The organism is Patescibacteria group bacterium (genome assembly GCA_041660565.1).
Taxonomy (GTDB): domain Bacteria; phylum Patescibacteriota; class UBA1384; order CAJBMM01; family CAJBMM01; genus JBAZWC01.
Window position 1 is genome coordinate 198,188 of record JBAZWC010000002.1, and the last position, 15,142, is coordinate 213,329.

Consider the following 15,142-nt stretch of genomic DNA (forward strand, 5'->3'; position numbering starts at 1 on the left):
CAAGATGCACCGCACCCGTTTTCATTATCAAAAATAATCAGATAGAATCAAGCCATGGATGACATTAAAGAACTATTACTAAAGCGGATGAATCAACATCATTTGGGTAGTGAAGCGATTGCCTCCCAAGTGTGCTACAGCATTAACCAAATTGCCGAAGGTAGATTTGAAGCCATTCGGTATAAAAATGGCGTGTTGACCGTTACAGTGCCGTCTAGCAGTGCCGCCAGCGACCTTCAAGGTGGTATGTCGGCCTTAAAAATCAGATTATCACAAAGAGTCAGTCCGAATAGAATTATTAGAATAATTATAAAAACAAAATAATTCCAAATTTCCAATCAAGCCAATTTATCCAATTTGGCCAATTGGATTTTTTTTATACAGATTTCTCCAACAGCTCGACAAGGCTCGCAGGGTCGAAATGACAGGCTGTGGCATTGGCCTAGAACCCTAGGTGAACTCTATCTGTCGTTTTATCAAACCATCCCGGGCCAATTTTGGCTGGACGGGTGGTTAGGTTGCCGTAGAGCGATGTCGAAATTGTCTCAAACAAATTTAGGTCGTTGGTATCGTACGTGCCAATTTGATTTGGTTTAAGGTTGGTATTGCGGGTGCGATCTTTCATTAACAATAACGAACCAATTACGCGCCGTACTTCGTATTGCGCCCCCGCTTTGATCCCTTTGCGATACGAATCGTTGCTGGTGCCGCTAAACTGGTTGGGTAGTTTAAGTTGTGAATCCAAGCTGGAGCTGGCGGTGATGTTAGCCGTTTCGGTAGTCTGACTGTTTAGAGCAGTTTTGAGTGCGGCTAACGAAGCGTTAGCTTGATTGGCGTCGGCTGATCCCGAAAGCGGGTAGTAGTCGATGGCGCAGGTAACGGTGGTTTTTCCCCAGATAAAGTTGAAGAAGATAAATAATCCTAAGCTAATTGGATCGGGATGAATTAGATATTGGATTAGGTAAATTAGCGTGCCGGATTGCAATCCCAGCACTGATTCAACTTGTCCAATTTGTTTTTGGAAGATCACGTTGGCTACCGCGGCAATAATCATCGATGTCTGGGTTTTAAACTGACGCGAGGCAGAGTTCATGTTACTGCTGGCGTTATCTAACGCTTCGTTAAACGCTTCGGTGCCCATGGTGCTGGCGTCTGACAGGCTTTGCATCGCTTGCATAGAGGCGTTTTGATAGGTGGCCAGGGCAGTTTGGTATTGGGTGATGCCTTGGTAGATGGTCATTGTGGTGCCGGATTGCATCCCTAGCGTTTTATCGGCCCAGTTAAAAGCGGCACCTTGCCACGATGTCCACAAGTTGGCTTGCAATTTGGCAGTGTCGCCACTGAATGCGTATCCAACCAGCGCTGAGCCGGTGCCCGGGGCCAGATCGATGTTGAATACTTTGTTGGTTAGTCGATCAAAGCTGGTGCCCAGTTTATCGATGCCGGTGCGGCCGCCGGCGTCTCTGGCGGTTAGTTGAGTCTCGAGCCAAGCGTCATCACCGGAATGTGAAGTAACGTAGTCGGTTAAAATCCCCAGCGTGTCGGCCGGAATGCCCATATCTTTAAGAATTGGGATGTTGTTTACCGCGTAAGACACCATAAAGTCTTTGGCGTAGCGCCAGCGGGCGGCGTCGCCGGTTAGGCTGATCGTTTTGCCGGTGATATCAACGTAGGTGTATTGCCCGCCAATTAATGCTTTGGCGAATCCGGGCTGAATGAATTTGGCGACATCATCAGGCAACAGTTTGCGCGCCTGATAATCCATATATTTGTACGATAGATTTTGGCGGGCGTTGTTCATAAACTGACGGTTTAGAGATTCTACATCGGACATATAAAGTAAGGCAATGTCGCCACCGGCGGCCGCTAGCTCAGGGTGAGCGGTTGCTAGTTGGGCGTTGATGTAATCTTGCTGTGCAATCGGATCGCCGATAATCGAATTACGGATGTCGGCGTAGGTAATGCCAGCCTCTTTCATATCAGCGGTGTTAGCCATCATGGCGGCGCCGATGTAGGTCATGCCAATGGTAAAGTGACCATTAAATAGGTTTGCCGCATCCACGCTGGTAAACCCGTTAACGTTGACTATCTTAGCCGCTTCTTCGCTTAGAGCGTTAGTGTAGTTCCCTCGAAACATCATCTGGAGCGAAACGGTGCTAATGCCGGTGATTTGCGATAGTTTGAGAGCGCCTTGATAAATTAGAGTCCGTTTAAGCTCGGTAACGTTGTTCATATTGGCCAGCAAGTGCGAAAAAGTACCCCTGTCCCAACCGACTTGCGCGTCAACATAAGTGCCACCAAAGCCGCCGACTAAATCTTGAAACGCTTTCATATTCTCACCGTTGGCCAACGCGCTGATTACGTCTTTGCCGAGAATCGAATATTTATCCGGAATACCTAAAATGCTAGCCAGCTCACCCGCAATGCCATCGGTAACGGCTTTCTTGCTGGTGGCTTGAACATAATCATCGGGTGATATGCCGCCTTGCATCATCTTCAAGGTCGAACCGCTTTCAATGCCTAACGATTGGTCGATAATATCAAATCGTTTTAGGGTGACATCAGAGAAATGACCTTCCGCGCCAACGCTTGGGCCGATGGTAGAGGTTAGATAATTGTAAACAATTTGGTCGCGCTGAGATTTCATCGCATTGGTGCTGTACGAAAAACTGACTGCGTTTAGTTGCGCTTGTACCGTGCTAGGTAAAATGATGCCGTACGCGCTGGCAAACGATTCCGCACCGGTTTTCTTAGCCACATCTAGCACGGTATTACCGTAAAATGAACTTGCGCCGAAACCAAGTGCTTGTTCGATGGTTGACTGCCCGATGGCGGATTGTACACCGGCAATCGAATTGGCGTGGGATAGATCGATGGTGTTAAGGTGAAAGACCGAGGCGACTACGTTAGTACCTAAAGCATACAGGCTGATGTTATCTGTTCCGGTTAGCAGAGAGGTTGCCAATGCACCCACCGGCAGACCGTGATTTTTTTCGGTGATGCGCTGGCCAATACGATTTAGGACGTTATAGTACGAACCATCAATCAAATCGTAGAAATCTTGTCCGCTTAAACGATAACCGGCTACTTTGACATCAAACTGCGACGCTAAAACCGATCCGGCATTATAACGCAATTGAGCATTGCCAATGCGTTTTTTATAATCCGCAAAGGTGATTTTGCCGTCAAATAAATCTTTAGTCGAGCCGTAGTCGATGTGGTAATAATCATCGGTTGAGCCAAGTTGAGGCGCGATTGAGGTGAGATATCCACTGTCTTTGTTCACGATTTTAGTGTAATCAACGGACTGTAATCTGAATATTTGTTGCGCTTGTGATTGGGTTAGCGCCGATTGCCAGTTGTCACTATTTAGACTACCGGTCAATAATCCGGCAATGTTCTCTAAAGCGGATTGTCCCACGCCACCAACTCCGCTGTTACCGTTGGCGCCAAGTAAGTTGGCGGCAAACGAAAGGGCGGTTGGAGGCAGGTTAAGGGCGGTTGAAACCTTCATCGCGCCATATTGCAAAGCGATACTGTTTAAGGCGGTCGGGTTGTTGAGTAGCGAATAAACCAGATTCGGCGTAATTTCGGAAGGATTCGAGGCTTTAGTGGCAAGGGCGGTGTACTTGATGGTGACGGTGTTGCTACCCAGGTTGTTGTATTGGTTGCTGGGTAGAGTAACGGTGGTGCCATCGGCGCTGACACTGTAGCTGGACGGCGAAAGCGGTGCCCCTTCGCGATCGGTAACTGTAACAGACGAAACTTTAACCGCTTTGTTTGATAGATGGTAGGTCAAAGCACTGGCGTCGCTGACCGGGAACGACTCAATGGTTTCGCTGGTTGACGGCCGAGATCTGTCGTATTGATACAACAGATTAGCTAGGTTTTGATCGCCGATTGCTTTGGTAGCAATATTGCTGAAAGTGTAGTTCATTTGGCTTTCCGCAACTTGACGAATGGTGTTTTGGCGCTGGGTGGCCGCGGTCTGGTAGTTTTTTGATGATGAAGTTGGTGCCAAAAATGATCCGACAACACTCAAAAACTGGTTTGGTGATAGATTTGAGGTTAGACTGGCGTTGGCGGCGGAAAAATTAAACGTCCGTTTGCCGTTAATGGCATCAAACACCATTCCGGTATTTGATAGCACCGCATTATCTTTGTAGCTCTGGCTGAAGATTTTATCTGAGCTCATTTGCAGCGACTTGGCCACGGCATCAACCCCCAATGCTACCCAGTAATTCTTATTGCCTTTAATCAGCTCGGATAAAAATTGATTTTGCGGATATTTGTGCAGAGTGGCGCTAGGTGGCACCGGGGTGGTTCCGCCGAAAATACTAGACTCAATACGCACGTTTGTGCCGTCAGACGTGGTGTAATAACTCGGTTGATCCATCGGTAGATCATAGGCGGTGGTGGTGCTTTGATATGCGCCGTATTGGTTTAATATTGACCCGTATCCCAACGCCGCTTCGTAATCGGGCAGGCTTAAATCACCCACTACAAAACGGTACGTCATATCGTTGCGGTCGGTATTTTTAATCTGGTCGATGTACGAAATGTAACCATCACTGAAAACCGATTTATTCTCGGTGTTAGACATATCCGGGAAAAGCTGTTGATCAAAATTACTTAAGTTAGCTTTATATTTTTGGCCCTGGGCGCTGTTCCAAAACGAACTGTTTTTATTGGTCAAATCGCCTACCGACACGCTCGTTGGGATATTCAAGGCGCCTTTGATTAAACTGCTGGCGTAGCTAGAACTGGAACCGGTTAGACCTAATTTTCCGGTAATATTGTTGATGATGGTATTGATGGCCGAATTGGCTGAATTAGACACATCGCCCGCACCGGTGGGTAGGTGATAATAGGTTTCCAGCTTTGCTTGCCCGATGGATAGTAATACGTTTTGCGGGCTATCTAGACTACCGCGCAGGCTTTGATTTTGCAGCCCCAAGCTTTTTTCTAGATAGCGCTGGCCGGCATTGGTCATTACTTCTTCTACAGAATTACCGTTTAAACTGCCAGCGGACAAGTTCAGATTTTTTTCCACTGATCTGAGTAAACTGTTAGAAAGTAACGTTTCGACGTTGTTTTGGCTGGTGTTAAGTGGATTAGCGGTAGTGTCGGAAGCGTTGATGTAAGGATTAAAGACGGCCGAGTTAGGTAAATCCATTAGGTCGGCTAATGCAGCATAACCAAGAGTGCGATAATCGAGTGCGGCGGTGTTAGGATCAAACGTAGATGGTTTAATGCCCATTTGATTTGCCAACAAGTTATATCCCATCATGGTAAATGCGCCTTTTAAGGCTTGAGCTTGAAAAGTGCCATCAGACGATTCAAATCCGGCCAAAAACTGGTCTAGCCCGGCAGTGGTAGACATTGAGTCATAGGTGTTGCCGAACGGTGTTTGCACATTGGCTACGCCAGCGTCGGTTTGCCACGCCACTTTGACCGGCCGCGGCGCTTGCCGAGTGATTTTAGCACCAATCCCCATTACTCCACCCGATTTAGTGGTGCACATCACCAAGCCAGCCGCGGTAATGTCCGCCGCCTGGCCTTTTTTATGCACCGTAGACACGCCGTTGGGTTCAGTCTGCGCAGAGGTGTTTACGCTCGCGGCTTCGGTAAGCGGGGCGATGACCCCTGAGATCGACTTGTAAATCTTGATGGCGGCCGAGCTGTTAGATGGGCTAGCGCTAGCACTTGGTTGTGAGCTGGGCGCGGTTTTAAGTAACGGATAACCCGGGTTGTTTGGATCGGCTGTCTCGCCGTCAAATATTACCGGATAAGCGGTGCCAATTGAATCCGGTGAGTTCTCTTCGGCGCAACTTTTACCAAAAGTCACATAAAGGTAAGTCATACCGGCGCCGCCATTGCTTACCGGAGTAACCAAGTAGTTTAGTGATTGCAGTACGCGCTGATCAATTTGACCCGATCGTACCAGCTGTTGATCGCACTGAGACATCCCAATTTTGGGTAAGGTCTGATTGTTGTTGCTAAAGTTGGGGCGACGCGACTGCATATCCGATAAATTGCTGTAAATATTGGCAATGTAGTTTGCGGATAAACTAGGAGTAAAATCTTGGGTGATATCATCTTCCCCATCTCCGGTGTCTATCTCGCCCGAGGTTACAATAGTATCACCAATACCACCCTCGGCACGCGCCTGGCCAAGTTGAGCCAACGCAATTGATGGCACCATAGTCAAACAAATTAAAATATAGGTTATGACTTTTTGCATGATGCTACCTTTAATCTGGCAATAGTGTCGAGTATTTTGCTGTAACTTTTTGAGACTGTGGGATTGTGGCTACCGATTGAAGCGGCAGCGATCTGGCCATTGCCGATGTAAAAACCGACATGCCCGTATCCTCCGCCTACTTTCTTACCGTGCGAGTCGTATCTGATGGGGCTTTTGCCAGATCGGTAAAGTAAATCACCCTGGGCAAATTGTGAGTAAAAATCGGACCCGGACTTTGAGAAATCAACCTTAATTACTTCATAGCACGCTGTTTGTTGTTTGACGTATAAATACTGATCGTAAGCGACACCAGTGAGGTTATCGTCAGCGTCGGTCTCGTGCATCACGCGAATGGCAAATGAGTTACAAGCGGTTTTATCACTAACATCGCAAGTTGCGTATTTTTTAATTCCTTCCGGATCCGAGGCGTAATATCGAGCCAACTTAGCGATTTTTTGTCCGATTTCACTGGCTGGCACGCCACCGTATCCCCAAATGTTTAGTTGATTAATATCATCCATCATTGCGATCAACGATTTTTTATCCACATCTGTGTCGTTGCTGGAGTAGGTAGCTAGTCGAGTGGATAGATCGGTTAGCTTGTCTAGCGCAGCTTGATCTGGTTTTGGCCGTCCGGTTGGGGGATTGTTGGTGGCGGCACTTTGGGCGCTTTTGATTACATCGAGAATGATTTGTTTACTGGCCGCGTCTAACTGACGGCGCGAGATTATATCCCCGGCATTCATTAAGGTGATGGTTTTTTCAGACGAGGCACTGGCTTGTTTAGGACTACTGCCACCGTTTATTGAGACGGCGATAGCAATTGCGATCGCAATAATTATTAGTATAACCAGAAAAATAATCGCTGATACCGGATTTGCAAATAGCGCCATCGCCCCTCGCGCCACTCCTTGCCCGACTAACTTAACTCCCTGAGCTACGACTTTTGTTGCTTCAGTAGCGGCTTTTCCCGCTACTTTACCCACTTGCCCGGCGGCTTTACCGGTTTGGCTGGCTACTCTGGTGGTCTGCTCGGCCGCTTTACTGGCTTGGCTGGCAACTTTGGCTGATGCTTCAGTTGTTTTACCAACTTTGCCTACCGAGGAAGCCTCTGCCGTACTTTCCGGGCTATGCAAAAATCGATTAAAAATTGACTGACGCGGATTTACATCGTCATTAATGCCTTTACTGGGAGTGCCGGTTGGGTTGCGGTTAATTGGTTTAAGGCCGGCTTGCTGGGCTTGGTCGTACCGGGTTTTCTGATCATCAGCATCGACAGCGCCAACCTCGCCCGTTGGTATTTCGGGAGTAACTTCATCGTCTACTATGTCAAAGTTTGGGTCTGGCATATTTTACTCGTAGGTTGGGGTGGTTAAGCTAATCGACATTAATTGATTGCCAACAGTAAACATCACCCGATCGTCGTTTGGAATAGTAATCAAATTGTCGGGAGAAAAATCAATTCCGCTTGGCTTAGTGTATTGATAATCTGTAACCGTGCCGTCAAGCGTCACATTGACCAGTTTTTGTCCGGTTGCGCTTGAAGTAACGGCAATGATCGATTTGCTACTATTCACCCAGGCAATTTTGGATACGCCGGATAGTTCTACGTTCAATGGTATAACACCACTGCCGTCAGATTTGGCCACCCACAGCAAGTTAGATGTTCCCCCGCTGGAAGTAGTGCCCGGAGCAACGTAAGCGACGTACTGGCCGTTTGGACTCCATTTTGCCCCTTCAACATCGCCCTCGGTGGTTAGACGGGTCATTTTTTGGGCAAAAATATCGTAAACATACAAATAGTTGGTTTTGGTCTGGGTGCTGTTTGATTTAAGGAAGATCTGCTGCCCGTCCGGTGACCAGGTAATAGTGGGGTGATCGATGTTGTCGATGGTCAAATTGTAAACGCGACGCAAGTTAGCGTTTTGGACATCGGACAAGATTAAAGTTTGCTCGCCATTGGTGCCGTAATAGGTGTATGCTGCTTGAATGGAGCTTGGCGACCACGCAAAATCATCAATATTGGTGCCCCATAAAGTGAGAGTTTGATTTAGTAAATCGTGGCGGGCAAAATCATATAAATACACCCCGTCTGCCTTTTTCATTAGCGCTACCGCTCCGTCCGGGCGCATTTGCACTTTGGAAATATCGGTGAGGCTGTCTGGAGTAAGCGCTACTACGTTAACGGCGGTCTGGCCGGTGACGGTTTGAGTGCGGTATAGGGTGTGCCCCAAATTTCCGACAAAATAGACGTCGCTTTTATCTAGCAACTTAGGCGAATTGGTGACCGACGCGCTAAGCACTACCGGTGTGGGGATGTTTTTCATTAGCACGGGTAGCACCAGCTTTTGAGCGCGGGTTAAGGTGATTTTTTTCTGATAGGTTACGTATCCGTCGGCGGTTAGTTTGACCAAATGATCGCCAACCGTGGTAGTGATGGAATGGCTGTGAATAACGGCGTTATCAAAAGTGATCTCGGCGTTGTCCGGGCTAGATTGAATGATCAGCTTGGGTGAACTTAAGACAAAAGTGTACAACAAAAGCGCTCCGGCCAAAACGGCCAGCGTGGCGATAATTCCGATTAATAAGGCTTTATGTGCTTTCATTCATCTCCTACGACCCCGACAATGATGGTAAGGGAGACGCAAAATTATCTCGGGTGCAACCATTCCCTACATATATTGTAGCACCAGAAACGTTTAAGTCACCTAGGTCGCCATTGGTTGAATTAATATAGCTTGAGTCGCTGGTGGCGATGTCAAAGTGAAATGGATTGTTACCAAATTCACTAAATGCTCCGGTATCTACTATCCGAAACTCAATTCCTTTGCCGTTTAATTTTGCGGCAACACCGGCTTTTTTCTCTAAATCCGGAATATATGCCTTGGTACCGTATTTGTAAGTATTAGTGCTACCCTTTAATGTCTCCAGGTTGGCGGCCAAGCCTGCGTAATTGCCCTCCTTGGCACTTGAATATTTGCCATTAAGATAATCTTCAAGTTTGTGTACTACTACGCCGCGAGCATCATTTACCCCTCCTTCAATGCCGCCTTTGCCAGGAACATAGGTGGTTGCCTCTTTTAGCGTGACGGCGTTGCAATCCGGGCCAACGTTGACTGTTCCGCCGGCGACAGTTGAATTGCCGGTTGGTTTATTCCACGTGCCGCTGGGGTTGTAAAAAACAGCAAAGATCACGCCAAACATGATCAACGGGATAGCAATGGCGGCCACGCCTAAAATAATCATCAGAATTTTGCGTCCGGATTTCTTTGGTGCAGGTTGTTGATTTTCAGTCTCGTCAGGCATATAAACATCCAAACAATTTTTAATTTTTAATTTTAAATGAAAGGTAGCCAATTTTTAAATGACTAAATAAGGAACCATTTTTAAAATTTAATCATTCGGTACTTATTCATTTAAAATTTAGCCTTTAAAATTTAAAATTATTCTTGTACTTTCTGTTGATCCATAATTTCTTGTGGGTTGGTGGTGATAATTTGGTGCTCGTTATAACTGGCGATAATCTTAATGGCCACGTGTTCTTGACCGGCAAAGAACAGCCCTTCACCAATGTCTGATTCTAATAGCAGCATTTTCTCACCGTCGGTTAAGCCAAATATTTGACTGATTTTTTCGATTGATGAGGTGGATTGTTTGAGCAAAATCTGTAATGACGAGTTGGAAACCACCGCCTTACCATATTGCCCTTGCAAAAAATCCTCAACGTCTTGGCTGATAATGGTTAATCCTAAGAAATATTTACGCGATCGCTTGGCTAATCCGTACAAAAATCGCGCCGAATCTTCGTATTGCATCATGGTCCACGCTTCATCCACCACCATAATACGCTTCTTAAAGTTAAGTCTAATTTGAGTCCAAATGTAGTTCAAAATCACATACATTGCTACCGGTCGTAACTGCTCTTCCAAATCGCGAATGGAAAACACCACAAAGCCCTCACCCAAAGCAAAGTTGGTTGGTTGATTAAACAGGCCGGCATAGGTGCCCTCAGTATATTTGGAGAGGCGCTTGGTTAGCGAATCTGTGCCCGAAAGGTTGGCCAGCACCGAGACTAAATCGGACATTACCGGCGGCTCGTTAGTTTGAGTTTTTGGATCAACGGTAATATCTTTGATGGCGTAGGTTTCATACAGCGCTTTGTCCAAAATCGAATCTTCCTCGGGAGTTAAGCCGCCAGTCATCAGTGAAATTAGACCGTGTAAATCGGTGATAGTCGAACGTAAAACATCGTCACCGGTTTGATCGTTGTCGGCGTGCGGTAAATCAAACGGGTTAATGCGTTTTTCGGAATTCAGGCTAACCTCAAGATAACTGCCTCCTACTGCATCACACAGTGCTTTGTACTCGTTTTCCGGATCAACAATAATGATGTCGGTGCCTAGCATTAGGCTGCGCAGCACCTCTAACTTGACCACGTATGATTTTCCGGCGCCCGCCTTGGCAAAGACCACCGAGTTGGCGTTTTCCAACTTAAACCGATCAAATAAAATTAACGAATTATTGTGACGGTTAACGCCATACAAAATGCCTTCGTTGCTGGTCAGTGTGGCGGTGGTAAAGGGGAAGGTGGTGGAAAGCGAACCGGTGTCTAGGTTGCGGGTGATGTTTAGTTGATCGTTGTGCAAGGGCAGTGAGGCGTTAAAACCCTGCTCCATCTGATAAAGCGCCTGTTTGGTGTAAATTAACATTCCGCCAAGCACCGATTCCAGCTGTCTGGTGATGGTTTTCAAATCTTCGCGTGATTTAGCGTAAATAGTGAAATATAACGCGTAGTGAAATAGGCGAGATTCGCCTTTTTGTAACACATCGCGCAACTCTTCGATATCACCCACCGCTGTTTCTAATTCGGGATCTCGCACCATCCCTTTTTCCTGTTTGATGGTGACGGACGATGAAAGTTGCCCCAACTCTTTTTTAAGATCGGTCATTACATCTTTGGTATCAAGCGGATAAATGAACATCGAAATGTCCATTGGGATATCGTAGTCAATGATGTTAGCCAGCCAGTTAGTCTCCAAATAACGCGGGTAAGTGTAGGTGAACAGGGTTTTGACAAACTGTTCGCCCAGTTGAATATCGTTTGGCGACACTACAAAAACCGACGGCGCAATAATATCTAGCACGCTCGCCATGCCCTCGGTAAAGACTTGCTGGGCATTGTTTTGAGCCGCAACTGCTTGCTTGTCTAGTTTAATTGGGTTTGGCGTGTCGGTCATGTTGTCTTGTTTTCAGTTGATATTATATTTTCGGTTAACTCGGTTGGTTGCTCAACACGCTCAGATGCGGCAATGTCAAAGTTATAAGTGTTATAAAGCGATCGAATGATACCATCGGAGTCTAAAACAGTAGTCTTCAATCCAAAAGATGCCAAGCCGCTGGCAACCACGTTGGCTCGCTGCATCAACTCTTCGCGATGAATGTTAAATTGTGATTCGCTAATTTTTAAGTAAGATGGCGCTTTGCTCTTAAACAATCCGGCAAAAAGTGATTTGCTGTCCTGCACCACCGGCGAATACGAAATCACCACAAAAAATTTTTTATCCATAATGTTAGCCACCGTAATTAGCTCGCGCACATAGGCGACGTAATCGGTAGTCTGAGTTTTAATCAGCTCATTTTTCTGCCCCACGGTAGTAGATTCAAGCTGTTTTAAGTACGGCTCCAAATCTAACGAACGTGATTGCATTACAATCTGAATTGAGTAATTAAGAGAGTTCAAAAAGTTTTGATAGGCCATTATGAGGGCGTTTTGTTCTTGCTCAGATTTCAACATAAAGTTGGTTGAGCCAACAGAAATTATGGCACGATAAGATCCATCGTGCATAATTACTACCCCGTTTTCAACTCCAACCAGAGGAAGGTGAGACTGGGTGCTGGCCGGTTTGGCAGTTTTTTCTGCCATTACAAAACCCCTCCTGATTTAAGGATAACACAATTATTTAATCTTTGTAATTTTCCTTTTAATCGTGTCGAGGGCGGTCAAAATAAAAAAGCACTAAGCACTAAATTCTAAATCCGAAATAAATTCAAATTGTAAATTGTAAATTTCAAATTCGGTCTATATCGGCACGTATTCCGTGACCCAGGTGATAATCAGCGCTACCATTTGTATAATCGCTTTTTGAATATACTTAGCCATTAATTTTAGCGCATTACCGATAGTGTTATTGAGAGCCGTATTAACTGCGTCAGAATTTATTGTATTCCCCTGTGATGTAAATAAACCTTTTTTTGTATCAATTTGGCATCCCCCGGTAGCTTGTGTCATAGCAATTGTGCCGAAATCTAAATCCGCAGTTGTAGTGGTGCTTTCTTGGGCTGATGTAATGGTTAAGCTTTTCTTTCCTTCGAAATTATCACTCCCAACGGCTTTGCAGGCGTAAAGAAACACGGTTTGTCCTTGCGGAACATAATTTAATTGTATCGCTTCAGTACCGGACCCTGGCCAGGAAATGGTAGCGTTATTATCCTCGCCTTCTAATTGAGGTTGGGATGGGACATCGACATGAAAGGTGACTCGTCCATCAGCGATGTCAGGGATACTGGCTTTGATGTTAAACTTTGCCAAATGACCACTAAGAAACTGATATCCTGGCGAATTATCACCGTTTATTCCATAGTCGCCCATCCAAACGAGTGGGGTATCGCCAGATAGCGCAGTCCATATCCCACCAAATGAAGGAAGTGTTGCGTAAATATTCCAGTAATTCGGGCCAGCGGCTGCAACACATCCCGAACTTGAACAAAACGCATAAGCGTCACGTCTAACTGGGCTCCCTCCTGACACTGCATTTCCTAATGCGGTGTAACTTGTGATGTGTACAACGCCAATGAATGCATAAGCGGTGTCTGCTTTTGAATATCGGTAAAGTGTTTTATAGGTGCGTGGGTCAAGAAAATATGGGTCAAGATCTTGATAACCACTATCTGACGCGTGGATTAGTATCAAGTGGGATGCGTCAATAACATCAGTCGAATGGTTGTTGATGTAGTTTGATAAATCAGATTGATATGGGTCGCTTAGATTGCTGGTTTTCTGGGTTGCCTGACCATTAGAGTCAAGAAAATACAAACCATACTTAATTGAAGTTGGCGTTGTAGTCGACAGTATTATTCCGATATTAGTATTGGATAATTGGTAAATCGGCCCCGAGAAAGTACCCCCACTATTATTGTCAGCAGGGATACTCGATGTTTTACCAGTATTTTGAAATTGTGCGGTCGATTCGGTAACATTACCATTAACCGTTGAAAGATATCTGTCTGTGATTGTGTTTTGCCCGTTGCTGTAATAAAAGTAATGGCTGAAAACATTAGTGCCAGATGGGGTTGGAATATTTGGCGTGTCGGCGCGGGCGGAGAGCTGATAAATTGTGTATCCAACCACAGCCAAGATCACCAAAACCACGCCCACATTGACGTAGTCAATCGAGCGCTTTGTTAGCCATTTTCTTAAAACTTTTTGGCGCATTATCTTTAGCTTAAGACAAAGCGTCATTAGTTGCAATAAAATGCGAAGACCGCCGTATGGAAACGTCCACGCGGCGGTCTATTAGGCGGATGATACTTCATGATTGTTCGTATCGCCGATCGACGACCTTGTTTGTCGCTGGATCAACGATTATATACAGCACCTCAAGCACGGTGTGCGGGTCAGCGGTGCGATATACGTCATATGGTACCCACACAAGCCCGCCGACCACCTTGGAGTCCTGGGTTCTCGAGCGCCCACTGAACTTATCCAGTCCGAACTTGGATGTGCCGCCGGTCAGGAAATCGGATGGGCTGAGCAATGCAAGCGACTTAGCGAACTCGGACGACATGTACTGAGTCGCGGCGTCGAAGGCAGCGGTGTCGGCGTCGCCCCACCTGACGTTGTTCATCATCGTGATGGCGGCTTGAATTGCTGGGAAGTACTGGCTGTTCGATCCGACCGGCTGGTCGAAAACGACTTGATTGGTCGTTGATGGTGCAGTTGTCGTGCGTGGCATGAACATTACTGCTAGCACAAGCAACACCGCACCGATGCTGATCCCGCCGGCGGCTTGAAAGACCACGGGCGGAATGCGGGAGCTGCTGACGCTCCCATGAGGATGTGCGACGGACATTGTAGTTTCTCCTACCCACGCGAAGTGGGTCTGGTATGGGCGGTTAAGCCCGAAGTTGTGAATGGGGCACGTAGTGAAGCCCCTCGATTGATATATTAACTATACACTATTACGCTTGATTTGTCAATCACGCACATAGTATGATGAGCGTGAGAATAGCTTATTGATCTCCATAATTTGGATCGAGCTCGAGTGCGTGCTGATGGGCGGTTGCGGCAATATCAGCATTATTTTTGGCTTTTGCGACAGTTTCTAAAAGTGCCCAACCATCGCGAAACTGGGGCCAAACAGTGGTTAAATTCTGAGCACAAACCAACGCCAGTTCTGGTTGATTCTGGTTATAAATATTTTGGCAGACGGCCAGGGCTGTTGGGGGAGTTAGGGCGGTTAGGGATTTTTGACTGGTTTGATCAAATAAATCAATCATTTTGGTATTACCTTGATCAATATAGAATTGGCGCAGGGTCAGCACGTCTTTTTGTCCATCTCGCGCCGTTTTTATCAAGCTGATGGCTTTAGCGTCACTCATTTTGATCAGGCGAAGTTTTTGATAATCGGTGATCGCTTGGGAATAGTTACCATTTGAGAGCGCGTTGTTGCCCGCTTTCATAATTTCACGGTAGGCGTGATTTTTTAACGGCTGCACGGCCAGAATTAGCATTAAAACCATGGTCCAATAAAAAACCGACCAACGTTTTTTGGTGGAGGTGGTTTTTTTAATTAGGGATTTTAGGGAGATTAGGGTCATAAGGGTAATTGGGGGTTCTTA

The 15,142-nt window shown here is 46.3% G+C and carries 10 protein-coding genes; 1 reads left to right on the forward strand and 9 read right to left on the reverse strand.

Annotation, left to right across the window (positions count from 1 at the left end; translation table 11 throughout):
- Positions 1 to 54 precede the first annotated feature (54 nt).
- On the forward strand, positions 55 to 324 hold the full coding sequence (locus WC773_03625; GenBank protein ID MFA6082472.1) for a hypothetical protein: 270 nt from the start codon (positions 55 to 57) through the stop codon (positions 322 to 324).
- Positions 325 to 442: 118 nt separating this feature from the next.
- Here the strand turns inward: WC773_03625 and WC773_03630 are convergent, their stop codons facing one another.
- From WC773_03630 to WC773_03670, 9 genes are all read right to left on the reverse strand, one after another.
- Entirely contained in the window at positions 443 to 6,244 is a 5,802-nt protein-coding gene (locus WC773_03630; protein ID MFA6082473.1) for a hypothetical protein, read from the reverse strand.
- Positions 6,229 to 7,593, reverse strand: a complete 1,365-nt coding sequence (locus WC773_03635) for a hypothetical protein (protein ID MFA6082474.1) — start codon at positions 7,591 to 7,593, stop codon at positions 6,229 to 6,231. Before WC773_03635 ends, WC773_03630 begins: the two co-directional genes overlap by 16 nt.
- A 3-nt stretch (positions 7,594 to 7,596) precedes the next feature.
- Positions 7,597 to 8,850, reverse strand: a complete 1,254-nt coding sequence (locus tag WC773_03640) for a PEGA domain-containing protein (protein MFA6082475.1) — start codon at positions 8,848 to 8,850, stop codon at positions 7,597 to 7,599.
- 7 nt (positions 8,851 to 8,857) lie between these two features.
- Entirely contained in the window at positions 8,858 to 9,550 is a 693-nt protein-coding gene (locus tag WC773_03645; GenBank protein ID MFA6082476.1) for a hypothetical protein, read from the reverse strand.
- Between the two features lie 137 nt (positions 9,551 to 9,687).
- On the reverse strand, positions 9,688 to 11,481 hold the full coding sequence (locus WC773_03650) for a DUF87 domain-containing protein (protein MFA6082477.1): 1,794 nt from the start codon (positions 11,479 to 11,481) through the stop codon (positions 9,688 to 9,690).
- Positions 11,478 to 12,167 (reverse strand): TraC family protein, encoded by a 690-nt coding sequence (locus WC773_03655; GenBank protein MFA6082478.1) that lies wholly within the window; start codon positions 12,165 to 12,167, stop codon positions 11,478 to 11,480. The genes WC773_03650 and WC773_03655 overlap by 4 nt, the downstream gene beginning before the upstream one ends.
- Before the next feature lie 156 nt (positions 12,168 to 12,323).
- On the reverse strand, positions 12,324 to 13,736 hold the full coding sequence (locus WC773_03660) for a hypothetical protein (protein MFA6082479.1): 1,413 nt from the start codon (positions 13,734 to 13,736) through the stop codon (positions 12,324 to 12,326).
- Positions 13,737 to 13,833: 97 nt separating this feature from the next.
- The gene (locus tag WC773_03665; protein MFA6082480.1) at positions 13,834 to 14,373 is read right to left on the reverse strand and encodes a hypothetical protein; all 540 of its coding nucleotides are present in this window, start codon (positions 14,371 to 14,373) and stop codon (positions 13,834 to 13,836) included.
- 160 nt (positions 14,374 to 14,533) lie between these two features.
- Positions 14,534 to 15,121, reverse strand: a complete 588-nt coding sequence (locus tag WC773_03670) for a hypothetical protein (GenBank protein ID MFA6082481.1) — start codon at positions 15,119 to 15,121, stop codon at positions 14,534 to 14,536.
- Positions 15,122 to 15,142 lie beyond the last annotated feature (21 nt).

Coding starts and splice junctions, on each gene's coding strand:
- WC773_03660 (MFA6082479.1), bottom strand. CDS start 13,736: ATGCGCCAAAAAGTTTTAAGAAAATGGCTAACAAAGCGCTCGATTGAC.
- WC773_03640 (MFA6082475.1), bottom strand. CDS start 8,850: ATGAAAGCACATAAAGCCTTATTAATCGGAATTATCGCCACGCTGGCC.
- WC773_03645 (MFA6082476.1), bottom strand. CDS start 9,550: ATGCCTGACGAGACTGAAAATCAACAACCTGCACCAAAGAAATCCGGA.
- WC773_03655 (MFA6082478.1), bottom strand. CDS start 12,167: ATGGCAGAAAAAACTGCCAAACCGGCCAGCACCCAGTCTCACCTTCCT.
- WC773_03625 (MFA6082472.1), top strand. CDS start 55: ATGGATGACATTAAAGAACTATTACTAAAGCGGATGAATCAACATCAT.
- WC773_03635 (MFA6082474.1), bottom strand. CDS start 7,593: ATGCCAGACCCAAACTTTGACATAGTAGACGATGAAGTTACTCCCGAA.
- WC773_03630 (MFA6082473.1), bottom strand. CDS start 6,244: ATGCAAAAAGTCATAACCTATATTTTAATTTGTTTGACTATGGTGCCA.
- WC773_03665 (MFA6082480.1), bottom strand. CDS start 14,373: ATGTCCGTCGCACATCCTCATGGGAGCGTCAGCAGCTCCCGCATTCCG.
- WC773_03650 (MFA6082477.1), bottom strand. CDS start 11,481: ATGACCGACACGCCAAACCCAATTAAACTAGACAAGCAAGCAGTTGCG.
- WC773_03670 (MFA6082481.1), bottom strand. CDS start 15,121: ATGACCCTAATCTCCCTAAAATCCCTAATTAAAAAAACCACCTCCACC.